Here is a 24,449-nt window from a genome sequence, read left to right on the forward strand (position 1 = left end):
CCGCCGCCGCGTTGCGTGAAAAAAAGAGATTCCGCGGAGATTGCCAGGCGGCGGTGGTAAACCCTACGAAGCGGCTTCCTGCTCTTCGGCTGCCGGTGGCGGTTCGCCGGGCGCCGTGATCGACATCTCGTCGACGATCAACCCAAGGTCGCGGTGCTGGGTCGAGACAATCACTTTGAAGATCACCAGCCCTGGTCGGGGTGGATTGATCGGCGACTGGGAGTAGCCAATCTTCGGGTCTTTGATCGTGCGTCGAAATTCAGACAACGGAATGTCGACCGTGTGCCAGCCAGCCTCCCTCTTATTGCCATAGTTGCGAATGATGTACTCGTACGTCACATCCGACTGTTTGAAGCTCGGATCGCGGGTCAGCAAGATCATTTGGATCCAGCCTGCTCGCTGAGTAAAGAACCGCATCTGCAAACGCGACTCGTCGTTGACCATGCAAATCCCGCGACTCCAACGGTTGTACGATTCCACTTCGTACCACGTTACCGCAGGGTCCCAGAAGCTGGGACGTTGTTCGGCCCGAGCACCTCCCTTCGAGCCTTCCGGCAAGGGTTGATCGAGCCAGATGCCTTTGATCCATTCGCGAGGCAGACCGCTCTCGAAGTCCACCTTCCACGTGTTACCGACTGGACTGCGGGGACGACTCGACAGAGGAACCTTCCGCGAGACGACGGTTTTTTCCCCAGCTGTCACGTCAACCGTGCTGCGATCTCCCGTACGTGCCACGCGAACCTTTCCTTCCAGCACGTCGACATCGGTGCGTTGCGGCGAGACTTGAATCGCCAGGACCGTTCCCAGAACGTCGGTAATCGAATGGAGCGTGATGATTTGTAGAGGGTGTCCTTCCGGCTGAGGAGCGACATCGGCCACCACATTTCCCTGGAACACCTCGACCTCTTTGCCAGCCCCTTGGCGGCAACTGATTTCGGTCTGATCGAAGATTTGAATCGAAGTGCCGTCGGCGAAGAGCAGCGTCGCAAAACTGCCGATGTCGCGCGAGGCAATGTGCTGATTGTCGTACAGCAGATCGCCATGACGCAGTTGGCGTTCGCTTCCATCTGGGTTGAGCAATACGATCTGCCCCTCCAAGTCGCCGACGCGAACGACGTACGGGGGTTGCCAACTCGACCAGGCAATCGCGGCCACAACGGCCACGCTGACCGCCAACGCCAGCCACGACAACGTCGAGCGTCGCCATACTGGTGAAGCAGGTTTCGGCTCGGCCACCACGGCGGCATGCTCGGCAATGGTGAGGGCCTGAAGCGCGGTATCGTGGAAGATCGACAGCGCGCGGTCGTCTCCCTCGAGCAGCGCCATTAGGGCGACCATTTCGTATTCGTCGAGTTGGCCATCGTGATAACGAATGATCAACTCGAGCAGATCGTCGTCTGGCAAGTCAGAAGATTGGGCAGCATCGTTCATTGGACTAGCTCAGCCCCTGATAGTGGCCGGCACGGGAGACATGCCAGTCCACGGGTGTTTATCGGTATTATAGCGGCGAATCACGACGTTTCTCCCTGTAAAGCCACTTCGACACATTTTCTCAGCTGGCTATGGGTGCGGGAAAGTCGTTTGTAGATGGCATCGAGCGTGGTTCCGATTCGCGTGGCGACTTCGGCACAGCTCAGCCCTTCTCCATATCGCAGGCGAATCATCTCGCGTTGCCGCGGTGGGACCGTTTTCAAGCAGTTCCGCAGGGCATCCTGGCGTTCTTTCAGCCCCTGGGCATCTTCGTCCGAAATGGTCCAGATCCGATCCAGCACGCCGGCATCCATCACCTGCGACTTGCCACGTTGCCGCAGAAAGTCGACCGCCAAATTCTTGGCGGTCGTTCGCGACCAGGCCATCAGGTGACCTTCGTCGGTGAACTGATCGTGCTGCTTCAGGGCTCGGAGGACGACCTCCTGGAAGATGTCTTCCACCGTCTGCGATTCGCGCACGATCGACCAGATCGGCACGGTCAATCGAATTCGTGCCTCGAGCAGGCTTCTTACTAAGTCAGTCTCGACCATCAAAAACCGTTTCGCATCAATGCTGCTGGATATCTTCGAGCGGAAAAAACGTGGTACTTGTTGCTAGATCAATACCACCCACAGGAACCCTAGCTCGAAATTCTCTGGCAGAACGCACCCAGGCCGTCCCCCATATCAACGGCTTTAGCGAGAAATCCTGACATGTTTAGACCAACTTTGTGCGCATCTAATGCATTTTTGTCATCAGAAAATAATTTTCCTGATTTTCCTGTCAGGAAATCGTCCGTCGCACGTTAAGGGAGATTGGAGTGCCTCTGAACAAGGGGCTGCCCCGCTTTCTTATCCATAGTCCTTTTCGGTTTCCCCATCATTCTGAGGTACTCGCCATGAAACGTTCTTGGAGGCCCCGCGGCTTCACGCTCGTTGAACTTCTTGTTGTGATCGCGATCATCGGAGTTCTGATCGCCCTGCTTTTGCCCGCCGTGCAACAGGCTCGTGAAGCGGCCCGTCGTATGTCGTGCAGCAATCAGTTGAAGCAGGTCGGCATCGCCCTGCACAACTACCACGACACCTACCTGACACTGCCACCCGGGCTGGTGACCAGCAACCAGGTGTGCTGGCTGACGCAGATTCTGCCGCAGATCGAACAGTCTGCCTTGTTCGACCGCATCGGCGCTGTCGGTGGTTTCGACGAACCATGGGAAGATGTTCCTGAAATGGTTTCGACTGGTAACCCACCGCTCGCCAAGACGGTTCTGCAGGGTTACATCTGCCCGTCCGATTCGAGCCGTGGCGATGGCTTGAACATGCGTCTGGGCGGCACTGGCAGTAACAACTTCGGCAAGTCGAACTACATCGGCATCTTCACGGCTTATTACAACGCCACCGATCCGGTCGCCACCAACGGCGCCGGCGGTACCGATCGTGACGCCACGTTCTACGACAACTCGTCAACTCAGTTCAGCGATATCACGGATGGCCTGAGCAACACGGTCATCGTCGCCGAACGCGCCGAACGTCCATCCAACGGCCCGACCGGTTCGCTGTGGATCGGCTATCACAACGACTTCGGCGGCCCCATCAGCGGCAGCATCGCCCCGTTCCAGGTTCGTCTCCGCATGGAACGTTCCTCGAACGACACCGACTACGTCATCAACGGCAACACCGTTTATAACCCCAGCAGCAATCACCCAGGCGGAGCTCAGTTCCTGCGTGGCGACGCCAGCGTTGTCATGCTGAAAGAGACCATTCCGCTTCGCGTTCAAGCTGCCTTGGGCACGATCGATGGTGGCGAAGTGATCGGCGAGTACTAATCGTCGCCATCTTCCGGGGCCGGTTCCCTCGTGGAATCGGCCCTTTTCTTGTTAATCCTGGATTTCCCCACGAGTCAATTCCATGAAATACGCCCCCGCGCTTCTTCAACGTTTTTTCATTTTGCCATTGGCGGCACTCGCGCTGATGACCCTGGCCGGCTGCGGTTCCGGCTCTGGCCTGGCTTCGGTTTCTGGCACAGTGACCCTCGATGGTAGCCCGCTGCCTGACGCGCTTGTTTCGTTCTATCCGGAAGAAGGTCGTTTTTCGTCCGGCACCACCGACTCCAGTGGTCACTATGTGCTGGATTACACGGCCGACGAACAAGGGGCAGTCGTCGGTAAGCACACCGTAAAGATCACCGTCGCCACCGTCCAAGGTGAAGGCGGCCCGGCCCGGCCTCCTAAAGAAAAGATCCCGGCGAAGTACAACGAAAAGTCCGAGCTGACCGCTGAAGTGAAACCCGGCACCAATGACGATATGAACTTCGATCTGCAATCGAAGTAAGTCCCGCACACTTCGGCCGATCTCCCTCATACAAGCCGCCGATAGCCTTTCCCGCTACCGGCGGCTCATTTCTTTCTTGTCAGCATTTTTTGATTCTGCGTGAAAAACCTTGCACCTCTGGGCATTTACCAATAGCCTGTTCGAAGGGGTTTAGTGAGGGGCAGATTTTGGCGATACCCACCTTAATGATCGCTGATGCGCTTCTCTCGGATCGTGTGTGCCACAACTGGCAGTCGTCACAAACAAGGGGAAGGAGACGATCGTCATGGGGGAATTCAATGGCCAGCAGCTTACTTCTATTTCAGCGAAACCTGTTTTAAAGAAAGGCTTTACGCTCGTTGAACTGTTGGTGGTGATCGCCATCATTGGGGTTTTGGTGGCGCTGCTTTTGCCTGCGGTGCAACAAGCCCGCGAGGCTGCTCGGCGAACACAATGCGTCAACCATCAGAAGCAGTTCGGAGCGGCGATTCACAACTTTCACGCCGCCTACAACGGCATGCCTCCGGCCACCACCGGCAATACCGGACTGACGCTGTGGGCAATCTTGCTTCCCTTTCTCGAGCAGCGGACCTTGTCCGATCAACTCGACATGGAGGCCTCTGGCGGAGTCGACGCGTGTACCAACGCTGCCCACATCGGCGCCGATGCCGCGGCGGCCAGTTCACTCAACTTCAACCTGCTGAAGGAGGCACGCATCTCGCTGTTCGCGTGCCCTTCGCGCCGCGCGGCTTCCGATGCGGTGAACAACTACAACGTTCCGACCGGCGACTATGCCGTGATCATCGCCGGACCGCAGAAGTGGCTGTTCTGGAGTTCGCCAGATACCCAGCAGCAAGCACTGCGAGTCGCTCGGGCACCAGGCGATACTAACCTGACCAACATCCCGAACGGCCCAGTCAGCGCACCGGTCGATTTTCCCAACCGCGGCTGGCGACCACGCGATGATTTCTCGTGGGTGAACGATGGTTTGAGCAACACCGTGGTGATCGGCGAGAAACATGTCACGCCGAACTACATGAACAAGTGCTGCAAGAACAATCATGGCCCCGAAGGTCGCGACGGTTTCATCTTCTGGAATCGCAGCAATGGCCGTGGTGGCTATGGCGAGTACTGGCTTGCCGGTTCGGTCAATCTTGGGTTGGCACGGTCGGCCCGGGAAGGTGAAGAGCTGAACGTCAGCAGCGCGCCTGCCCTCGGAAGTTGGCACCCAGGGGTGAGCAACTTTCTGGCAGCCGACGGATCTGTTCGCAATCTGAGCGTCACCATCGATCCGGCGGTGCTGATTGCCCTGGGGACGGCCAACCGTGGCGAAGTGATCTCTCTTCCCTAATCGCGTTTCAGGAAGGTAGTGAACCCGATGATTCATCGTGGCTGTCTGATGCTCTGTCTTGGTTTGGCGGCAAGTTCGATCGCGTGTTCCAAGACCGGACTCGTTCCGATTCAAGGCGAAGTGAAATTCGCCGATGGCCAGCCCCTTGCCAACGGCCGGGTCGTCTTGCACAACCGAAACCCCAAGGCAAAAGTCTCGTCTTGGGGTTTGATCCATCCTGATGGTAGCTTCACCCTGGGAACCTTCGACGTCGACGATGGCGTCCCGCCAGGGCGTTACCTGGTATCGATTCAGAATGCCGAATCGCTTCCACCTGCCGATTGGGGAGACCGTGTTTTTCAGGCTCAACCGCTGATCGATCCTCGGTTCAGCGATCCCGAGCAGTCGGAGCTAATCTTCGAGGTCCCCGGCGATTCGTCCCACTGGGAGATCACCGTTCAACCTCCCGCTGGCCGCTAGACCTAGATTACTCGGCCAAGAAACAAAAAAGGCCCGCGATCGAAAGCTCGTTCGCAGGCCTCTCTCTTGCGTTGTCGTTTAGACTGCCGACAAGGTCGGGAAGTCGGTGTAACCTTGGGCGCCGGTCGGCGAATACCACACCGCGAATTCCGCCTCCGGATTCAACGGAGCGTCTTCAGCGAAGCGGGTCACCAGGTCTGGGTTGCTGATGAACGGTCGGCCGTAAGCGACCAGGTCGGCATCGCCACTGGCGATCACCTCTTCGCCTGACTCTTTCGTGTAACCGACGTTGCCCATCAAAGGTCCGTGGAAGACCTGGCGGAACTCGCCCAGGGTCATCGGCTCGCCCAGCTCATGGAAACCAAACCCGGTGCCATCCATCACATGCAGGTAAGCGAGCGGATACTGATCCAATTGCTTCGCGACATACAAAAACTGCTCGCGATAGTCAGGCGACCCCATGCCGTTGTAGACCCCGTTCGGCGAGAGACGCACGCCGACGCGTTCGGCCGACCAGACATTAGCAACCGCTTCGACCACTTCGCCGAGGAAGCGATAACGGTTCTCGATGCTGCCGCCATACTGATCGGTACGATGGTTCGACTTCGACTGCAGGAACTCGTCGATCAAGTAACCATTGGCCGAATGAATCTCGACACCATCGAAGCCAGCTTCTTTCGCGTTGGCAGCGGCCTGGGCGTAGTCAGCCACGATGCCGGCGATCTCGTCCGTTTCCAAAGCACGCGGGACCTCGCGAGCTTCTTTGCCATTCGGCGTGTGCTGCATTTCGCCGTCGTCGATCATGATGGCCGACGGCGCGACCGCTAACTGACCATCATGAAAGCTGCTATGCGACGCCCGACCGGTGTGCCACAACTGCAGGAAGATCTTGCCACCTTCCCCATGCACGGCGTCGGTCACCTTCTTCCAGGCCTCGGTCATCGCTTCGGTATAGATGCCCGGCGATTCGCTCCAACCGTTGGCCTGCGGCGAGATCGTGACCCCTTCGGTGATGATCAGCCCTGCTCCGGCCCGTTGTCGATAATATTCGACCATCACATCGGTCGGGATGCGGTCTTTGCCGGAACGTGCCCGCGTCATCGGAGCCATCGCCACGCGATTGGCAAGCGACAGACCACGCAAATCGAACGGTTGAAGCAGCGGTGATTGATTCTGGCTCATCGTATTTCTCTCGTGTGTCTCAGGAATTTCCCAATATGACTCGGTCCACCGACGCAAGTCATCCGCCCCCGAGCGGACTTGATCTCGATGCATTTACTCTACATGACTTTCATTTATATGTAAATCATTTACACCAAAAGAATGTTACTCTGTCTACTTAACTAGTAACAGCACAAGGAGTTGTGTCTGCTGACTTTTTTCTCTCGAGTCGCCTCTTAGCCGATCAGTTCGGCCCGTCGAGCCGTTTCGAGGCTCGAGAACGAGACCAAATGTATCCCACAAACGAGCCCAGGCCGGCGAATTTGTAGCCTGGGTCGACGTAGTGCTGGATGACGTAGAAGACGAAGTAATAGGCCCGGCAGAACGACCAAATCGCGAGGCCCAATAGCAACGCGATCTGCCAGTCGCCGACCTTCGCCAGCAAGATGCCGGACGCGAACAGTCCGAGCAGAACGAACAGAAGCCCCTTCAGATAGATCAGTGTCGGTGACTTGAGATCGCCCATCAGCCCTGGCTCTCGTTCGGGTTACTTGGGTTGAAGTTCGCTCGCGAGGACTTCGACTTTATCGTCGGCGTGCTGCTGAGGATCGTCGCTGACCCGAATTGACTCGGCGACCTTCACCATCAGCGGATAGAACTCGTCGAACCGCGTGGGCGGGGCACTTCCTTCCACGCAATAGGTCTTCCCGTTCAGCTCGCCTGCGAAGACGAAGTGCTTGCCGAAGGTATTCTCGAAGATGCACGAAGCCGTCTTCTCGAAGCCGGCAACCTTCACGACGTCTCGCTTGAGAACCTTGGGATCGGCGTGGCTGTTGTTCTCGATGATGCCTTTTACGGCATCTTCGGCCGACCCGTCGGCGTACCAATCAAAGAACCGAATTTCAACCGGCCCAACATCGCCCGACCAACTTCCGATCTGATCCCAGCCCGATTCCTTCAGGAAGAAGTCGCCGTCGACATCGCTGGTTACCGGCCACTCGGAAGGATAACTGATCGAGATATTGTCACGCAGCTTGTGCCGCTGGAAGACATACTTCTCGACCGGTGACTTCACCACCGTTTCGTCCAGGATGACGGTCATGTTCGGCATCTTGGCCACCAACGCCTTGGCACCTTCCGGCGTCACGGCTGAGCCCTGGGCCATCAACACGCTGAGCTGCGTCATCGGAGCGAGGTTCGCGATCGCTTCGTCGGTCACGCCATCGCCGCTCAAGTAAAGCCGCTTGACGTTCTTCAGCTTGGCCAAACTCTGGAACGGTTCAGGCGATCCCTGATCAATCGACAGGTTGACCAGCGTCAACTTATCTTTCCCTTCCAGGTACTTGAGCACCGAAGAATCGAGCCCGCCCGAATGAATCGACAACGTCTCCAGGTCGTTCATATCGGCCAGCACAGCGTACGCTTCGGGGTCCTCGACTTTGCTGGTGGTGAGGTCCAGCTTCTTCAATTTGGTCATGCCAGCTAGGCGACGGACTGTCTTCTCCCCTGCCCCTTCGTCGGTCAGATACAAATCTTCGAGTAGCTTGAAGTTCTCGAGCCCTTCCAGACCGTCATCACCCATCTCGACATCGTACGTGGGATAAAGACTCAGGTTCTTCAGCTTGGTCAATCCTTTGAGCGAAGCAATCGAATCGACGCGGGTATCCATCAGGCTGAGGAACTCCAGTTCGGTCGCTCCGGCGAGGTTCTCGATCCCTTTGGTGGTGACGTCTGCCTCGCTGATGTCGACTCCTTTCAGCCCCGGCTTCGCGGCGAGAAAGGCCAGCTCCATATCAACCACGCCGGACTGATTCATGCTAACGAAATCGATCGGTTCGCCCAGCTCGCCGGTGTACTCAAACGTTCGTAGAAAGCGTTCGCAGGCCATCAACTGTTGCTCTTCGTTCAAATCGTTGAACCGAGCATAACGGCGAGCATTCATCGCGGCGACTGCTTCGCGATCGTAGTCACCATCGATCCAGAAGTTGATGCGAGCCCACGGAGCAAGCTGCTCGAACTTGCCCAGCAGTTCCGGCGTCAGCTCGACGTCGCCATCGAAGCTCAACCGGTCAAGCTGAGGCAACGCGATCACTTTGTCCCAGCCTGCCATCGTTAGCTTCGGCGAGGAAAGGAAGACGGCGTTGACCTCTGGATTTTTGGCGATGATCAGATCGATATCTTCGTCGACCGGCTCGGTCAGATTGATCTCTTGGAGCATGCCCAGTTCGTAAGTGTCCAAAGCGTTCTTGTTCTCGACCAGCGGTGCCATCCCTTCGCTCCAGCCAGGGCTCGAAGCCTGGCTCAGCGCGGTGGTCTTTGCCCGCAGTTCTGGGTTGCTGTAGATCTGCTGGTTGGTGTTCTCGACATTGATCCGAATCAGTTCCGCGAGACCTGGGTCGTCTGTCTCGACCCCTGCGGCTAAGGCGAGCAATGGCTCTTTATCCCAAGGACGCTCGCGAACCGCGAACATCAGCTTCTGGACTGGTGTCAGATTCAACTGCAGGGGCGGAACCTTGGCAGTCGTCGTCGCGGCTGGCTTTTCCTCGGCTGGCTTTTCCTCGGCTGGCTTTTCCTCGGTGGACTTGGTGTCGGCCGGTTCGTCGGCGGATGGCATCGGATCTTCTGGCTTCATCTCCATCGGCTCGGGCGTAACAGGCTCTTCGACAACCGGGGTTTCCGGTTTCATCTCAGGCGCTGGCGTCACAGGCTCGGTGGGCGTTTCCGCCGCCGGAGTTTCCGCAGGGGTCTCGGCCGGCTTGGTGGTTGGCTTGTCGTTCAACGACATGGTCTTCACCCCCTTCGGCTTCGCATCGGCGGGGCTCTCGGAGGAAGTCTTGTCGGGGTTGGCCTGGGCAACCGGGTCGGCTTTGTCCGTCGAGCAGCCTACCAGGCAAACCGAAACCACCAGTCCAAGCCGCCAGTTCAAACGAAGAGTCATCGATCTGTTCCCTCAACCGAGATGTGCAAACGGGCGAAGCGCGAGACAGGTTCCAACCGGCTCATCATAAGGATTGAAAATCGCTGACGCCACTAGAAAGCATCCCGACACAGACTTTCGCATTTCCTCGGTTCACGTTGCCTCGCTTCGCCCCGAACGGTAACCTGATTCTGCCCCGAACCTCTAGCAATTCCCGATCCAGTATGAGCCCCTCGAAACGACTCAACCGCGACGCGTTCATTCAGGCGATCGAGGCACAATTTCCAGAAGTGGCCGAGACCTTCGACGAGATCGATCAGGGACTCCTCCACCTGGAAGTCGCCGCCTTTCGTCGCTGCGTCGAGCGGGCGATGGACGAAGGTCGCGGGTGGGATGTCGAGCGTTACTGCCGCTTCGTGGTGGATGCGCTAGTTAACGCCGACGATTCGCTCGACAACGCAATCGGCGTCTCGTTTCTGGAAGACTTCGCGCTGGGCGATTTCACTTCGCAGCGACACGAGGCCGTTCACCAGCGGATGCCTGGCAGCATGCGAGACGAGATCGTCCGCATTGACGATCGCTGGCATTAAGTTCGCGGAATGGAATCGATCAGGCATCATCCATTCTTAACAGGCTTCTCGGTTTGCGCATACTGTCACGTCGAATAGCATTTCGTTGTGTCCCGCGAATCGATGACGTACACTTCAACTGGTTCGCCGGGATCGATCGGCGGTGCGACTCGTTCTTACATGGGAAGTGATGACGGCATGAAAACGCTGGCGACTCTTTTGCTGCTGCTGATTCCAAGTTTGGTCCTGGCCGAAGATCCACTTCCCTCGTGGAACGAAGGGCCTGCCAAGCAGTCGATCATTGACTTTGTCGAGAAGGTGACCGACAAGAACTCCGACAGCTACGTACCGATCTACGACCGGGTCGCAGTCTTCGACAACGATGGCACGCTATGGTGTGAAGCACCGCTGCCGATGCAGGTCTATTACGTCCTGGCGGAACTGAAAATCAAGGTAGCCCAAGATCCGACGTTGGCCGAGAAGCCAATGGTCAAAGCGGCCCTCGCCGGAGACTTCGAGAAGCTGCTGCAAGGTACGCATTACGACGGGCTGGTCGAGATCATCGGCCTCACACACGCTGGTATGACGACCACCGAGTACGACGCAGCCGTGAAGGCCTGGGTGAAGACCTTCCGACATCCTCGCTTCGATCGCACCCTAGCCGGGATGACCTATCAACCGATGCAAGAGTTGCTGCGATACCTGCGGGCAAACGACTTTCAAACGTTCATCGTCTCAGGCGGCGGGGCCGACTTCATGCGAGTCTTCGCCTATCGCATCTATGGGATTCCGACCAATCAGATCGTCGGGACAAACACGCTGACCAAGTTCGAGCTGGTCGATGGCAAGCCAGTGCTGATGAAGACAATGGAGCACATGTTTGTCGACGACAAGGCAGGCAAGCCGGTCGGTATTCACCAGTTCATCGGCCGCCGACCGATTGCCGCGTTTGGCAATTCGGATGGCGACCAACAAATGCTCGAGTACACCACGATCGACAATCCTTATCCCAGCTTCGGACTGCTGGTGCATCACACCGATGCGAAGCGGGCCTATGCCTACGACAGCCATCCACCATCGAGCGGCAAACTGGTGACCGCATTAGAAGCCGCACCGAAGTATGGCTGGACCGTCGTCAGCATGAAAGACGATTGGAAGACGATTTTCTTTGGTAGCGAGTAAGCAGTGCCTCGGCTTCTTCCACCAGTCGATCTCGTTTGGCGAGATATTCCTTGCGGTCCCGTTCGTAGTTGTCCGCAAGCAGCTTGATGACCAAGCCAGCAGCCGCGACGACGCCGGTCGCCATTAGCCATAGCGGTGCCTGGAAAAAGATCGCACACGCGATCGTGATCCCACCACCGCCTATCCAGATGAGGATTGCCAGTTCCAGCGTAGGCACATCGCCGTGGCCATATTTTGAAGGGAGGCGATGTCGATCCTCGATGTCGCCCCACTCGCGATCGAGCCTTTCAATTTCTTGCTGGATCTGCAACTGCCGGATTTCGACCTGCATGCTATTGGCATGCTTTTCGAGTTGCTGGACCATCTCTGTAAATAGCACCGATCCGGAATGCCGAACGACGAGCGCCGTCCCGCAATGGCCGCACGTAACGTGCTTCAGCTCTGCGGGAACATCCAGTGGAGCCCCGCAGTTCTGGCAACTAACCGCAACCATGTCCATCGACGTCTTATCCTTTCTCTCGCCAACACTCCGTTGGCGACCTCTTGCTAAAAATAGTGACCATTGCGAGGGTCGTTCCGGTGCTTCGCCAAAGGGTCTTTGCCACCTAGGCCCTGACGCTTTGCTTCATACTTCGCGCGTTCGTTTTGATAGTTGCTTGCTGCGATCGTCGTAACAAACATACTCAACAGCCCCAATAGGCCGACGATCACCGCAAACGTGATATTACCCTTGGCGAAGAGCAGCCCCGCCACGATCACGAATATCACCATAGGAATCACAGCAAACTCTTGACGAGGAACCCCGCGTCCATATCGACCATAACTGACTTTGAGAGACTCACGTTTCGCCTGCCAAGCGGCATCCAGCCGCGCGATTTCGACTTCGGTGCGCAAATCGTGAAGTTGCTGTTGCACGTTCGCGGCCGAGTCTTCGCTGGCATCTTGACGCTGCGTGAAGATCGATTGTCCCTGGTACTGGATCAGCAAAGGCGTTCCGCACTGACCACAGGTCAAATGCACCGTTCCCATGGGGACCTTTAAAGACGCCCCGCAATGCTGGCAGCTTACGGCGACGATGTCCATTTCCGGCCTATCCATTCCACAAATAATTTCCAAGTTGACAGGTGTGCTGGTTATTCGTTTCCAGGGTCATTTGCTTGGCGAAAATCGGGCGAAATCGAATTGCTTGATTCCGGTCTGGCAATGCCAGAGAATGGGCCCCGTGGGTGGTCGCTGCATTAAGGAGCGAATCTAAATTGAAACTTATTGCCCTTGGCGGTGGTAAGTGAAAAGAACTTACCTTTGCCCTTACGCGGCGCGACTGCCCAACCCCCTCTTCCCCATCAGGAGCTTTCTCCCTTGAATACTCAACGCCTGCTTGCCAGCTTTTGTTTGCTGCTGGCTGTCGCTATTGTCCCACGTCCGGCATCGGCTGTCGAACCTGCCGACGCGCTGGCCACCTACGTCGCCAAGGCGGACGACAGCTATGGCTGGAAGGTCCGTCATCACGAGAAGATCGGTACCTGCGACGTTACCGAACTGACGCTCACTTCGCAAACCTGGCACGATATTGTTTGGAAGCATCGCCTGTTTGTGATCTTGCCCGAAGGGGTGCCGAAAGAAACCAGCGCGGTCCTGGTGATCGCAGGCGGTTCGTGGAAAAACGAATACGACCAACCGATCGCCGAGGGCGGCAGCTCGATCCCGAAGGAAGCCCGTCTGCTGTCGACCTATGCTCAGCAAGTCGGTCGCCCGATCGGGATTCTGCTGAACGTTCCACAGCAACCGATCTTCGATGGGAAAAAAGAGGACGCGATCATTGCGTTGACCTTCGATCAATACTTGAAGACCGGCGAAAGCGACTGGCCGCTGCTGCTGCCCATGGTCAAAAGCGCCGTCCGCGGCATGGACGCAATGCAAGAGTTCGCCGCCAAAGACCTGGACATGAAGATCGATGGCTTCACCGTCACCGGGGCCTCGAAGCGCGGCTGGACGACCTGGCTCGTTTCGGCGGTTGATCCGCGCGTGGAAGGGCTCGCCCCGATGGTGATCGATACGCTGAACATGAAGGCGCAGCTTCAGCATCAGCAGAAATCGTACGGCGAACTTTCAAACCGCATTCACGATTACACCGAACGCAACCTGCAAGAGCGGATGCTATCGGATGAAGGGGCGGACCTGCGGCGAATTGTCGATCCTTATTTCTACCGCGATCAAATCCAGCAGCCGAAGTTGATTTTCCTGGGGACCAACGACGCCTATTGGACGGTCGATTCGCTGAACTTGTATTGGAACGATCTGGAAGGCAAGAAGTACATCGTCTACGTTCCCAACGCCGACCACGACCTGGCGAACGACTGGCGACGCGTCTTTGGCAGCCTGCGTGCGTTATGCCGCGATGTCGACGGCCAGAAGGCATTGCCGAACCTGGCTTGGGATTACACCACCCCCGGCGGCGATGTTCCGCTGAAGCTTACCGTCAATCCTGGCGAGAAGGCCGCGGCCGTCCATCTGTGGACAGCCCAGTCGCCAACCCGCGACTTCCGCAAAGCGAAGTGGACCAGCACGCCTCTCACGCGAGACAGCGCTGGCGTGGCGACCGTCGATCTGCCGCAGCCGGAAAGTGGTTACACGGCGTCGTATGCGGAAGTCATTTACGCTCACGACACGGTTCCGTTTCACCTAAGCACCACGATCCGCGTGCAAGGCCCGGCCGAGTAATCGGGACGGATGTTTGCTAAAATAGACGAAGCCCCCCAAGGTCGATTCCTTCGGGGGCTTTTCGTTTTCCCTTCCCTGCCAGGCAGCCTTGGGCCACGCCGATGAATGAAATCAATCCTTTCCATTCGCCAACCTCCGACACCTCGCCGCAACTGGTTGAAGGAATTGCACCGTCACCAACGCGAAAGCTGCCAGCGATTGCCATCACGCTGCTCGGATTGTCTGGCATGATCATCGGCCGATTGCAGCTGATCCCGACGCTGTTCGGCTTTTACACGCTGTTGTCGCTGCTGTTCGATGTAACGCTACTGCATGCTTCGTTCGCAGCGTTGATTCTGCCCGGGACAATCGCCTGTTGGCAGGAACTGCGAGAGAAGTTTCGCGGCGGCTATCTGTTCGTGCTGCTGCTGGGAATGATCGGCTGCCTCTACTGGCTGATCTTCATGGGAGGCTTCGTGTATGGCTTCATCCAAGGCTTTACGAAGGCCTGGTACGCGAACTTCTAGGCGTCGCGGTTAGCATCAGCAAACTGCTGCAAGCTGTCGTGAAACAGCTCGTTGGACAGCCCCTCGCGAACGTAGATACTGGTCACGCTTAGCTCGCCCACCTCGCGAATGTTTCGCATTTCGTCGTCGAAGAAGAGCATCGACGCGTAGTCCCAGCCGGTCGCCTTCTGCAACGCGGCGAAGTGACGCAGCTTCGATGACGGATAGATCTCGGCGAAGGGAAAGCGGTGCGTGATGTCGAGCATGTCGAGAAGTTCGCTCGCCCAGCGCGGCTGCTCGGTTCGCGAGGCCAGCCCCATCGTGATTTCATGTTGATCGCAGTAAGCCAGGATCGCGTCGACGTCGTCGTACAGCCGAACATGCCGGCCCGTTCGATCAACAATCTGGCCGTGCTGTTGACGAAATGGCGGGCTGAGACAATCGCACCATGTGCCGCCGCAGTCCCACAGCGTGAAATCGAGATCGAACACAATCAATCGAGGCAACAACGTCGCATGTCCTTCGGAAAAAGTTCCAGGCAAAGCAGACGCTGTTCTACCATCGGCGCATAAAAAATGGGACCAGGGTCGCTTCCGGTGGAAACGTCCCTGGTCCCGGTGCTGGTTTGGTAACCAGGCCGACGACTAGCCATCTTGCGGTGGGTATTTGTCTTTGTCGGCGGTGACATCGAAGTCGAGCGGGTTCTCGCCGGGTTTGACTTCGACCGTAATTTCTCGGCCGCTGGCGTATTCTGGCGGAAAGCGTTCTGGCTTGCCAGGATCGGTCACGCGGCGATTGTCGTCGACGCGAGGTGCGATGTACGTGGTGATTCGCACTTTGTTGACGCCCACCTTGGCACCCTTCACGCCAGGCGTGTAGTTCAGTTCATAGCTGCCGTCGGCTTGGGTTGTGGCCAGTGCCGAGCGTCCACCTTCGGCCGGCGAAAACGTGATGTCGGCACCTTCGACCGGGCTGCCGTTGATCGTGACCACGCCGGTGACGTGACCATGCTCACTGGAGGCCCCGCAGCCGATCACGGCCGAAAGCGAAAGCATGACCGCGGCGGCCAGCAACTGTTTCTTGGGTTGAATATGCATAATGGGGTTCGATGCCTTCTGAATCGATGATTTCCACGGGCCTCGTGGGCGAGGCGACCTCCACCGCTTCACGCAGAGCATTTCTCGGCGTGAAGTTGCGGAGGAATAGATCGCAAGTTAGAAGCTGCCGACAACCTGACCGTCGTCACGCTGCAACAGGTACTCGAAGGTGCTGTTGGGGGCGTCGTCGGTGTTGTGATCGATCGTTTCTGGAATGAACCGCACCGAGCCATCACCCAGCACGAAGTTGGCACCGCCAGGATGGTTCGAGGCGAACCCTTGGCGATGACCGTTGCTGCTGCCGCCGTTGGTCGAGTTGATCGGATAGTAGCCAGCACCAGCGACGTAGAAGAAGCCGGTCTGAGCTGCCGCCGAACCACCACCGGTTTCGTTACCAGCGTGCCCCCAGACAACACCGCTGCCGATCTTTTCGCCACCCAGTTGGTAGCAACGTTCGCCCATGAAGAGCGTGTTGGACAAACCATCCGAGATGCTGGCGAAGGTCAATGGCGGAGTGTAGCGAGTCCAAACCCACGAACCATCTGGCCAGGTATTCGAGGCGACGTCGCCACGATTGATCGTGTCGGCATCGTTCACCACCACATAGTCCGCACGGGCAAGGTACTTGGTGCCGTTGCCGCTGTCGTAAGGAATTGGCTTCAGGTCGTTCAGTTCTGGGCCAGCGGTCGATGGGCACATGAAGGCGGAAACCGGCGTTTGCAGCACACCGAGCAGGGTCGAGTTGTTCACGGCGTCGTGCAGTCGATTGCCGCTCGTCTTGTAGCCCCAATTCTTGTTCCAGTTGTTCCCTGCGGTCGGATCCAACGCTTCGACCGTGTTGGACAATTCGAGGAACGGCATCAGCAGGACGCCCCAACCCCAGTTGCCATGAATGTTCTCGTCGCCCCAGTCCTCCGTGCTCATCGGAGCCATCTTGCCATAGGTATCGTGGAAGTTGTGGATCGCCAGACCCATCTGCTTCAGATTGTTGGTGCACTGCATACGGCGGGCAGCTTCGCGAGCCTGTTGAACGGCCGGCAGCAACAACGCGATCAAAACACCAATGATGGCAATCACGACGAGAAGCTCGACTAGCGTAAAACCACGCAATCGACGACCCGATCCGAAAGTAGGCATGAGAACTCTCCAGCACGAGAAGAAAAGGAAGTATGAACTGACCGGAAGAGGTACGAATTTGCGCCCCTACGTCGATCAGGGACGTAATATTTCTCTATTTGTTTGTTTTTTGACACCCCACCAATGGCGCAAATTCATGGATGAATCGCCATTAATTGCCCATTGCGGGGTACTGCATTCCACAAATACCTCTCTTTACGAACTTAGCGGCATGTAAAAATGACCGTCATTTTCGTAAAAATTCTCAGTGACACCCACAAGACACGACCACTACGCGGGAACCGATATCCCCCTATATCAACTAGTCACCTAGGCCGGGCAGGGACCACCCTGCCCCAGCACCGCGATGCCGAAACCGACTCGCCCCAGCGACCGACAAAGAGAATCAGGCAAGCATTGGCGAGGATCGCAATAACGGTCCGGCGCGGAGCAAGAGATGCCTACCGATGCCAACAACTTCTATCGAAGCGATCAGGTCACCACGCAGAAGGTCTCGTTCGCAAACCAATACCAGATGCAGGTCGTCGGCAACCTGATGGTGAAAAACGCCCTCGATCGCAGCCAACCGTATCCGGCGATTGTGGTCGGACATCCAATGGGTGCCGTCAAAGAACAAATCGCGAACCTCCACGCGACCAGGTTAGCCGAGCAAAGCTTCGTCACGCTGTCGATCGATCTGACGTTCTGGGGCGAAAGCGAAGGCCAGCCCCGCAACGCCGTTTCGCCAGACCTGTATGCCGAAGCGTTCAGTGCGGCGGCCGATTACCTTGGGAGCCAGCCTTTTGTCGCTGCCCAGGCGATCGCCACGATCAGAATGTACGACATGGGCGCGACCAACCGCCAAGGGCTACGCCATTCAACGACCCTCCAGCAGCGAAAGCAGATCCTAGCCATCGCGGCTGCCCAGCGCAACGTCGAGTTCGCTGGCGGCAAGATCGAGTACACCAGCGGATCGGTCCATAAAATCAACGAAGACTCGCACCCAATCGAGCGCGAGTTCTACGACTTCCATCGTACGCCTCGGGGCGAATACACGTCGCCTGGTTCGCGGGAACTTCTGACGACCCACCCGACCTTGTCCAGCAACTGCCCGTTTCGATCCCGCGTTCGCCCCAGTGCTAGCAGCTGGGTGAAGCGAGGAAGTCGAACTTCTATGGCTGCGATTTACCGACATCCATCGCTGGTGACTCGTACAAGCCACTATCTATCAAGCACTTAGTGTCGTTCTTGCGAGTTTGGCTGCGTGGCAGATCAGTCTTGTTGAAAATCGAGGCTTTCTTTAGATTTTCGCCCGAATGATATCTTTCCCCTCATAGGTTCTCGTGGTCTTTTCATGCGGCAATATCCTCAATTCGTGCGTGTGGCTCAAACGGTGATTCGCAAATGGAGTCGAGGGAGCGACCGTCGTCGCTGGGAGGCCTGGGACGCTCAGCGCTATGCTTCGCGAACCGCTCAGATGGCACCTCATGTCGGCCAAGGTAAGACGGTGCTCGAGTTCGGTGCGGCAGACCGCCTGATGGAGCAGCACCTATCGCCATGCTGCACCTACATCCCTAGCGATTTCATCGATCGCGGCCCCGACTACTTCGTTTGCAACTTGAACGATCCGGTCCTGCCGGAGTTCCCTCGCTGCGACGTGGTGGTTATTGCTGGTGTGCTGGAATACATCCACGACGTGCCGCGCGTCGCCAACAAACTCTCCCGAAACGTTCCTCGGATCGTCGTGTCGTACTGCACGAAAGAAGGTTATCCGAGCTTGTGGTTTCGCCGTGGCTGCGGCCAGGTGAACGAGTACAGCGAGGCCCAGTTCGTCGCGATCTTCGAGAACGCCGGCTACCAGTGTCTCTCGCGTGAAAGCTGGACCCAGCAGCGAATCTTTGTCTTCCAACTTCCCGAGTAAGGTCATGATGCGAATTCAACCTATTCTGGCAACCACGGCAATTCTCGGTGTCTTGTCGGTTTGCGGCTGCTCGAGCGAGAAGCCTGTCGAAACAACTTCGGCCCCGGTCGAAACCAAACCGGAACGAGCCGATTTCCTGAGTGGCATTTCCGCGTCCGAGATGCAAGAGCTCGGCTGGAACAGCTTCCGTGGCCCTACCGGTCAAGGTTATGCGTTTGCTACCGATATCCCGACCGACTGGAGCAATCCCGAAACCATCCAGTGGCGTACCTCGCTGCCGGGCCAAGGTTATTCGACCCCGATCGCTACCGAAGATACCATCTGGGTCACCACCGCCCATGGGCCGATGGTGGATGGCCGTGAAGTGGTCGAGCAGTACGAAGATCCAGAAACAGGCCAGATGATGGCTCGCGTCAGCCGACTGGAAATGCGGCTCCTAGGAATCTCGCGGGAAACAGGCGAGATCACCACCAACGCACTGCTGTTGGCTCGTGAAAACCCAGACTCGATTCAACAACCGCTCAACAGCTATGCATCGCCCAGCCCTGCGATTGCGGATGGCAAGATCGTCGCGTCGTACGGTTCGAACGGGATGGCCTGCTATGACATCGCCACCGGTGAAGTCGCATGGACCAACGAAGAGATGTCGGTCGACCACGTGGTGGGTGCTGGCAGTTCGCCGATCATTGTCGGCAAGCACGCGATCCTGCATTACGATGGCATCGATCAACAAGTGGTCGTCGCTTATGACATGAGCACCGGCGAGATTGCCTGGAAGACGCCACGCACGGTCGAGCTGAATCCTGAAAAGCAATTCAACAAGGCGTACAGCACGCCGATGGAAATCACCTGGCAAGGCAAGCCAACCGTTCTGAGTGTTGGCCCGAACTGCATCTACGCCTACGATCCGAACGACGGCCGAGAACTGTGGAAGGTCCCCTTCCCTTGCGTTGGCTATTCGATCGTCCCTTCGCCCACCTACGACGGCGACTTCTGTTACTTCTCGAGCGGATGGGGCGATACGACGATGATCTGTATCGACCTCCGCAAAGATCAGCCGACCCTCGTTTGGGAAACCCGAAACATGGCTCCTCGACTTTCGTCGCCGATTGTCGTGGGAGATCAAATCTACACGGTGACCGACCTGGGTGTGATTGCCTCGCGAAGCATTCACGACGGCGAAGTGACCTGGAAGCACCGCCTGGGCGGAACGTTCACCGCGTCGCCGATCCTGGTGGAAGGCAACCTGGTGTTCTGCAATCACCTGGGCGAAGTCTTCTTCGTGAAGCCAGGTCCAGAACCCGAAGTGATCGCGACGAACATGGTCACCGAACGTCGCACGAGCGACTTCCACGAACGCGTTCAGGCCTCGCCGTTGGCCGTTGATAACCAACTGGTGATTCGCACCGAGACTTCGCTCTGGTGCATCCGCAAACCGCCTGTGAAAGTGGCGGCCAAGCCGGAACATTAATCACAGTTCACAATCGACCCTCATGCCACCTCGTGGCATGAGGGAGATCTGCCAAGATGCCCGGGACGTTGGGTCCGCGGGCTTTTTTTGTTTAGACCCCGTTCAATTCTTTGAAGGCGGTCAGGCGTTCTTTCCAGGGGCTGGGGAAGCTGAGGTAGCCTTCGACGGTGAAGGAGTTGCCGGCGAACAGCTCGAATTGGGCTTCGAAGTCTTCGGCCGAGAGTGGTTTCGAGAAGTAGAAGCCTTGGGCCGAGTGGCAGCCGAGCTCTTGCAGCACGGAAATCTGCTGCGGCACTTCGACCCCTTCGGCCACCATCTTCACGTTCAAGTTGCGGACCAGGATCGCCAGCGAGTGGACGATGGCGGCACGGTCGAACGAGTTCACGATGCGCGAGACCAGCGACATGTCGAGCTTGATCGTATCGATCGGAAAGCTTTCGATTGCGGCAAAGGTCGACGTGCCGGTGCCGAAGTCGTCGATGGCGATCTTCACCCCCATCTGCTTCAACTGGTGCATCCGATCGATGACCAGCTCCATATCCTTGTCGCCCAGATCTTCGGTGATTTCCAGTTGGATTCGTTCGGTCGGAACGTCGGACGATTCGATGATCGTGCGGAACTTCTCGATCATGTGCGGATCGGAGAACTGCTTCCGCGACACGTTCACGCTGATCAGTTCCGGTGCGGTGTGCGGATGGTCTTTGACCCACAAAGCCATCTGGTGCAACGATTCCTGCAGCACCCACGTCCCCAGGTCGAAGATCAGTTCGGTGTCTTCCGCGATCGGCACAAACTCGGCCGGGCTGATCGGGCCCATGATCGGATGGGTCCAGCGCAGCAGCGCTTCGGCACCTTCCAGTCGCCCCGTGTTGAGCGACAAGATCGGGTGATAGAAGACGTGCAACTGGTTGAAGCGGATCGCGTCGCGGAGGTCTGCACTCAAGCGAGCTCGTCGCGTCAGGCGTTCGCGCATGGTTGGCTCGAAGTATTTCGTGCGGCCGCGTCCTTCCGACTTGGCCTGGTACATGGCGGCGTCAGCGTCGGCGAGCAGCTTCTCGGTTCCTTCCGATAGATCGCCTTGCAGCACCACGCCAATGCTGGCGGTTGCCGAAATGTTGGCACCTTGCAGGTAATACGGCAGGCTGAGGGCCGTTTCCAACTGGCTGACCAGGGAACGGATCTTTTCGATGTCGTCGATGTCGCGGACCACGGCGACGAACTCGTCGCCGCCGAGCCGAGCGACCGCGCGCGACGATTCCAGCGCGGGCAAACCGCCTGGCAAGCCGAACACTTCCAACGAACGTCGGCCGATCTCGCGCAGCAGCTCGTCACCGACATGATGCCCGTGCAGGTCGTTGGCCTGTTTAAAGCCGTCGATATCGAAGAACACCAGAATGGTCGAGTGGCCGCTTAGCGAGTAACGCTCGAGGTATTCCAACAGCCAGGCCCGGTTGGGCAAGCCGGTCAGAAAGTCGCTGAGGGCCGCGTTGCGGAGGTTGATCTTATCGAGCTCGATCGTTTGCTGCGCAAAGATCAATTCGGCCAACATCTGGTTGCGTTCTTTCAGCAGTTGCAGCGATTCGCGGTAACGCCGAATAAAGAAGATGAAGCCAACCACCGCGAAGACATTCATCGCGATGACCATCTCGTCAACTTCCCAGTTGTCGTGAGCCTTGCTCATTTCGGCAACCAGTTCGAAGACGTCGAACCAAATGCACAGCCCTAGCACGGCCACGCCGACAAGTGTCAGCACGACCAGGTCGGTCCACATCTTGCGTCGGAATCGTTCGCCAGCTGCCTTGTCTTGGATCGCCTGGTGGATCAGGTTTTCCGTAGGCATTGGGTCGTTAGTCATTATCGCCCCCAAACTCCAGCACCATCAGCGCGAAGACTCCGAGTTGTGGGGCGTCGTCGTTCAAGCCAATCGGTAGCGAAGCTCCAAGTTGCATGCCGCGGCTTGGCTTCCAGAACAAACCTGGAGCCAGCACGATCGGTTTCTTTTCTTCTTCCCACTGCAGTCCCAGTTCCAGCATCGGCACCCAGTTCCCCATCTCGGTGAAGGCCGAGAAAGCGACGTTGCCGGCCACTTCGGTTTCTTCCTGCGCGGTACCCACTTCCAGTCGACCCGTCACATTCAGCGCGACCGGGCCGAACTCTTGATAACCAACCACGTAGGGCGAATGCACCCACAAGCGGTTGCCTTCGTCATCCAGCTCGGTGGCCACTTCGATGTCGTAGCCGACACCAAACGCACGGCGGATGTGCGGGTTGTTGTAAAAGTTGTAATAGACACCCATCTCGATCGCGTTCACGCCGCGCTCGAATTCCTCTTCCGGCGATGCCACGTCGAGCGGGCACTCGAACGAGACCTGGAAGCGATCGGTGATGCCATATTCGATCTCGAAAGGAACCTGGGCGTCGTTCAGCCACTCGTTCCCTTGGAAGTAACCGGTGTCGAACTGCAGTTCGCCCTTCTCTTGCGGATAGATACTCGTCCCCAAGAAGACTTCCTGAACGATCTGCGGGATCATGTCGTCGTCGCGGTCGTCCTGGTCGTCGGCGGCGAAATTGTCGTCGTCGGTGGCGAAGGGTCGAGCGTCATCTACGTCGGGCCGATTGTCTTCTTCCAGCAAAGGAATCCCCGGAAACGAAGGCCCTGGCCCAGCTTGCTGAGCGTCTGCCACGTTGACGAGAATGGCCGAAATGAAGACCGCCAGCGCGGCCAGATGCTGTTTCAATACCATCAGAGCATTGCCCAAGACTGCTAGACGCCCACTGGATATTTTGGGTGGTACGATCGCTTCAACTCTGGGATATCAACGACTTTCGCGCGGCCGAATTCCTAGCAATCCAGGGTCACTTTGCGGGTACCCGAGACCAAAAGATGGGGGGATCAGCGTATCCAGGAAAGCCTCAACGAGCATTAGCTAGCTCCCAAATTCCAGTTCCCGGGTGGGGAACGATCCTCTGCGCTTCCCGCGCAAACGAGGTTCGCATTCGTTATGAATTGAGCCGCAGCTTGAGCCACAACTTGAGCCAGACATTGAGCCATGGAGTGAGCCACCACTTGAGCCACAGGGTTGGCACGCGTTGAGCCATATAGAAGAAGAAAAAGAAGAACAAGAAGAACCAAAACTCAAGAAGAACAAAAAGCCCCAAGGGGGCCCCTTTGGGGGAGAGCCGACGAAAGAGCCTGGGAGGCAGCAAGTCGCCGGAACGAAGAGTCGCGGGGTGGCGTTGGGTTCGATTCGGCTGGATATGGCTATCGGTGGATGCCGAAATTGCCTACAAGCGTTGTTTCGCATTCGCCGTTTCTCCAGCCCCTGCAGCTTGCCGGATGGAAACCTCCCTGCACAAAGCCTTGAAAGAACACTACGCCGGCAAGAAGGCCGAGACCGAGGTCCGTCTGGGTCGGTACATCATCGACGCCGTCGCTCGGGGTCAGTTGATCGAAGTGCAGTGGTCTGGCCTGGCTGCCATTCGCGACAAGATCCGCGAGCTGTGCGACGAGCACCGGGTCCGGGTCATCAAACCGATCGTCGCTCGGAAGAAGGTCGTGCGGCGTGACAAGAAAGGGGGCGAGATCGTTTCGGCTCGCTACAGCCCGAAGCGCTGCGACCTGTATCACGTCTTCGAGGAACTGGTTCACTTCACCAACGCGTTTCCGCATCCGAACCTGACGCTCGAGATCCCGCTGATCGAGATCGAAGAGATTCGCTACCCAGGGCATGGCAAACGCCGACGCCGTCGCGAGAACGATTTCGTCGTCGAAGATCAACTGCTGACCGAGATCGTCTCGTCGCATCGCTTTCGCAAGGCGGCCGATCTGCTGAAGCTGCTGCCCGCCGGCTTGCCGCGGCAGTTCCACACCGGCGACCTGGCCCAGCAGTTGGCTCGACCTCGCTGGATCGCCCAGAAGATGGTCTACACCCTTCGCAAGACAGGCGCCCTGGGTGTGGTGGGGAAAGAAGGCAACTCGATTCTGTACGCCAAGCAGCGAGCCGCCGTCTCGAAGCCCGCCGTCTCGAAGACGACTGTTGCCAAAACGATCGTCTCGAAGGCTGTCATCACGAAGGCATCGGTTGCCGAGGACTCGGCCGCGAAGCCAGCCGCTCGGAAGAAGCGGGCGACCCGTTCGGTGACCGCCAAGTCCGCTCCGGCCAAGATCGTCGCGAAGATCGAAGCGGCGTAAGTCGCTCGGTCAGGCCAACTTCCTGCGT

24 protein-coding genes are annotated in these 24,449 nt (G+C 57.6%); 12 read left to right on the plus strand and 12 right to left on the minus strand.

The window, feature by feature from the left end; translation table 11 throughout:
* Positions 1 to 63: 63 nt before the first annotated feature.
* Positions 64 to 1,431 carry a FecR domain-containing protein gene (locus ABD890_RS09975; protein WP_345088361.1) on the minus strand — a complete coding sequence of 456 codons (1,368 nt, stop codon included), beginning with the start codon at positions 1,429 to 1,431 and terminating at the stop codon, positions 64 to 66.
* An 80-nt stretch (positions 1,432 to 1,511) separates the two neighbouring features.
* Entirely contained in the window at positions 1,512 to 2,021 is a 510-nt protein-coding gene (locus tag ABD890_RS09980; RefSeq protein WP_345088363.1) for an RNA polymerase sigma factor, read from the minus strand.
* Positions 2,022 to 2,368: 347 nt separating this feature from the next.
* Here ABD890_RS09980 and ABD890_RS09985 point away from each other — a divergent pair, with 347 nt between their 5' ends.
* From ABD890_RS09985 to ABD890_RS10000, 4 genes are all read left to right on the plus strand, one after another.
* Positions 2,369 to 3,295, plus strand: coding sequence for a DUF1559 family PulG-like putative transporter (locus ABD890_RS09985; protein WP_345088365.1), 927 nt, complete (start codon positions 2,369 to 2,371; stop codon positions 3,293 to 3,295).
* Between the two features lie 82 nt (positions 3,296 to 3,377).
* A complete protein-coding gene (locus ABD890_RS09990; protein WP_345088367.1) occupies positions 3,378 to 3,800 on the plus strand; it encodes a carboxypeptidase-like regulatory domain-containing protein in 423 nt (140 codons plus the stop codon).
* Positions 3,801 to 4,065: 265 nt separating this feature from the next.
* A complete protein-coding gene (locus tag ABD890_RS09995; protein ID WP_345088369.1) occupies positions 4,066 to 5,130 on the plus strand; it encodes a DUF1559 family PulG-like putative transporter in 1,065 nt (354 codons plus the stop codon).
* Positions 5,131 to 5,157: 27 nt separating this feature from the next.
* Complete coding sequence (locus tag ABD890_RS10000) at positions 5,158 to 5,589, plus strand: carboxypeptidase-like regulatory domain-containing protein (RefSeq protein WP_345088371.1); 432 nt, start codon at positions 5,158 to 5,160, stop codon at positions 5,587 to 5,589.
* Between the two features lie 78 nt (positions 5,590 to 5,667).
* On the opposite strand, the gene ABD890_RS10005 is transcribed toward ABD890_RS10000, so the two are convergent.
* The 3 genes from ABD890_RS10005 to ABD890_RS10015 form a co-directional block, all read right to left on the minus strand.
* Positions 5,668 to 6,771, minus strand: a complete 1,104-nt coding sequence (locus tag ABD890_RS10005) for an alkene reductase (RefSeq protein WP_345088373.1) — start codon at positions 6,769 to 6,771, stop codon at positions 5,668 to 5,670.
* A 223-nt stretch (positions 6,772 to 6,994) separates the two neighbouring features.
* Positions 6,995 to 7,276, minus strand: a complete 282-nt coding sequence (locus tag ABD890_RS10010; RefSeq protein ID WP_345088375.1) for a hypothetical protein — start codon at positions 7,274 to 7,276, stop codon at positions 6,995 to 6,997.
* Positions 7,277 to 7,297: 21 nt separating this feature from the next.
* Positions 7,298 to 9,688 carry a hypothetical protein gene (locus tag ABD890_RS10015; RefSeq protein ID WP_345088377.1) on the minus strand — a complete coding sequence of 797 codons (2,391 nt, stop codon included), beginning with the start codon at positions 9,686 to 9,688 and terminating at the stop codon, positions 7,298 to 7,300.
* Positions 9,689 to 9,891: 203 nt separating this feature from the next.
* Here ABD890_RS10015 and ABD890_RS10020 point away from each other — a divergent pair, with 203 nt between their 5' ends.
* Together ABD890_RS10020 and ABD890_RS10025 are read left to right on the plus strand one after the other, a co-directional pair.
* Entirely contained in the window at positions 9,892 to 10,257 is a 366-nt protein-coding gene (locus ABD890_RS10020) for a DUF7674 family protein (protein ID WP_345088379.1), read from the plus strand.
* Positions 10,258 to 10,359: 102 nt separating this feature from the next.
* Entirely contained in the window at positions 10,360 to 11,418 is a 1,059-nt protein-coding gene (locus ABD890_RS10025; protein ID WP_345088381.1) for an HAD family hydrolase, read from the plus strand.
* Here ABD890_RS10025 and ABD890_RS10030 read toward each other — a convergent pair.
* Positions 11,372 to 11,917: a TFIIB-type zinc ribbon-containing protein gene (locus ABD890_RS10030; protein WP_345088383.1), complete on the minus strand. Its 546-nt coding sequence runs from the start codon at positions 11,915 to 11,917 to the stop codon at positions 11,372 to 11,374. The two genes, ABD890_RS10025 and ABD890_RS10030, sit on opposite strands and share 47 nt — an antisense overlap.
* A gap of 47 nt (positions 11,918 to 11,964) precedes the next feature.
* The gene (locus ABD890_RS10035) at positions 11,965 to 12,501 is read right to left on the minus strand and encodes a hypothetical protein (protein WP_345088384.1); all 537 of its coding nucleotides are present in this window, start codon (positions 12,499 to 12,501) and stop codon (positions 11,965 to 11,967) included.
* 276 nt (positions 12,502 to 12,777) lie between these two features.
* On the opposite strand from ABD890_RS10035, the gene ABD890_RS10040 reads away from it, so the two are divergent.
* Positions 12,778 to 14,139: a PhoPQ-activated pathogenicity-related family protein gene (locus ABD890_RS10040; RefSeq protein ID WP_345088386.1), complete on the plus strand. Its 1,362-nt coding sequence runs from the start codon at positions 12,778 to 12,780 to the stop codon at positions 14,137 to 14,139.
* 101 nt (positions 14,140 to 14,240) lie between these two features.
* Positions 14,241 to 14,645 (plus strand): hypothetical protein, encoded by a 405-nt coding sequence (locus ABD890_RS10045; protein ID WP_345088388.1) that lies wholly within the window; start codon positions 14,241 to 14,243, stop codon positions 14,643 to 14,645.
* Here ABD890_RS10045 and ABD890_RS10050 read toward each other — a convergent pair.
* The 3 genes from ABD890_RS10050 to ABD890_RS10060 all read right to left on the minus strand — a co-directional run bounded on the left by ABD890_RS10050 (position 14,642) and on the right by ABD890_RS10060 (position 16,858).
* Positions 14,642 to 15,130 (minus strand): magnesium-dependent phosphatase-1, encoded by a 489-nt coding sequence (locus ABD890_RS10050; RefSeq protein WP_345088390.1) that lies wholly within the window; start codon positions 15,128 to 15,130, stop codon positions 14,642 to 14,644. The two genes, ABD890_RS10045 and ABD890_RS10050, sit on opposite strands and share 4 nt — an antisense overlap.
* A 138-nt stretch (positions 15,131 to 15,268) precedes the next feature.
* Entirely contained in the window at positions 15,269 to 15,721 is a 453-nt protein-coding gene (locus ABD890_RS10055; RefSeq protein ID WP_345088392.1) for a peptidase associated/transthyretin-like domain-containing protein, read from the minus strand.
* 117 nt (positions 15,722 to 15,838) lie between these two features.
* Positions 15,839 to 16,858 (minus strand): DUF1559 family PulG-like putative transporter, encoded by a 1,020-nt coding sequence (locus tag ABD890_RS10060; RefSeq protein WP_345088394.1) that lies wholly within the window; start codon positions 16,856 to 16,858, stop codon positions 15,839 to 15,841.
* 436 nt (positions 16,859 to 17,294) lie between these two features.
* Here ABD890_RS10060 and ABD890_RS10065 point away from each other — a divergent pair, with 436 nt between their 5' ends.
* From ABD890_RS10065 to ABD890_RS10075, 3 genes are all read left to right on the plus strand, one after another.
* Complete coding sequence (locus ABD890_RS10065; protein ID WP_345088396.1) at positions 17,295 to 18,077, plus strand: alpha/beta hydrolase; 783 nt, start codon at positions 17,295 to 17,297, stop codon at positions 18,075 to 18,077.
* Between the two features lie 114 nt (positions 18,078 to 18,191).
* Positions 18,192 to 18,758: a methyltransferase domain-containing protein gene (locus ABD890_RS10070; RefSeq protein ID WP_345088398.1), complete on the plus strand. Its 567-nt coding sequence runs from the start codon at positions 18,192 to 18,194 to the stop codon at positions 18,756 to 18,758.
* A gap of 4 nt (positions 18,759 to 18,762) precedes the next feature.
* Complete coding sequence (locus ABD890_RS10075; RefSeq protein WP_345088400.1) at positions 18,763 to 20,229, plus strand: outer membrane protein assembly factor BamB family protein; 1,467 nt, start codon at positions 18,763 to 18,765, stop codon at positions 20,227 to 20,229.
* A gap of 91 nt (positions 20,230 to 20,320) precedes the next feature.
* Here ABD890_RS10075 and ABD890_RS10080 read toward each other — a convergent pair whose 3' ends face one another.
* Entirely contained in the window at positions 20,321 to 22,084 is a 1,764-nt protein-coding gene (locus ABD890_RS10080) for a putative bifunctional diguanylate cyclase/phosphodiesterase (RefSeq protein WP_345088402.1), read from the minus strand.
* Positions 22,077 to 22,973 (minus strand): hypothetical protein, encoded by an 897-nt coding sequence (locus tag ABD890_RS10085; RefSeq protein WP_345088404.1) that lies wholly within the window; start codon positions 22,971 to 22,973, stop codon positions 22,077 to 22,079. The genes ABD890_RS10080 and ABD890_RS10085 overlap by 8 nt, the downstream gene beginning before the upstream one ends.
* Positions 22,974 to 23,566: 593 nt before the next feature.
* Here ABD890_RS10085 and ABD890_RS10090 point away from each other — a divergent pair.
* On the plus strand, positions 23,567 to 24,421 hold the full coding sequence (locus ABD890_RS10090) for a DUF8091 domain-containing protein (protein WP_345088406.1): 855 nt from the start codon (positions 23,567 to 23,569) through the stop codon (positions 24,419 to 24,421).
* Positions 24,422 to 24,449: the final 28 nt, after the last annotated feature.

It is taken from the genome of Bremerella cremea (genome assembly GCF_039541315.1).
Lineage (GTDB): Bacteria > Planctomycetota > Planctomycetia > Pirellulales > Pirellulaceae > Bremerella > Bremerella cremea.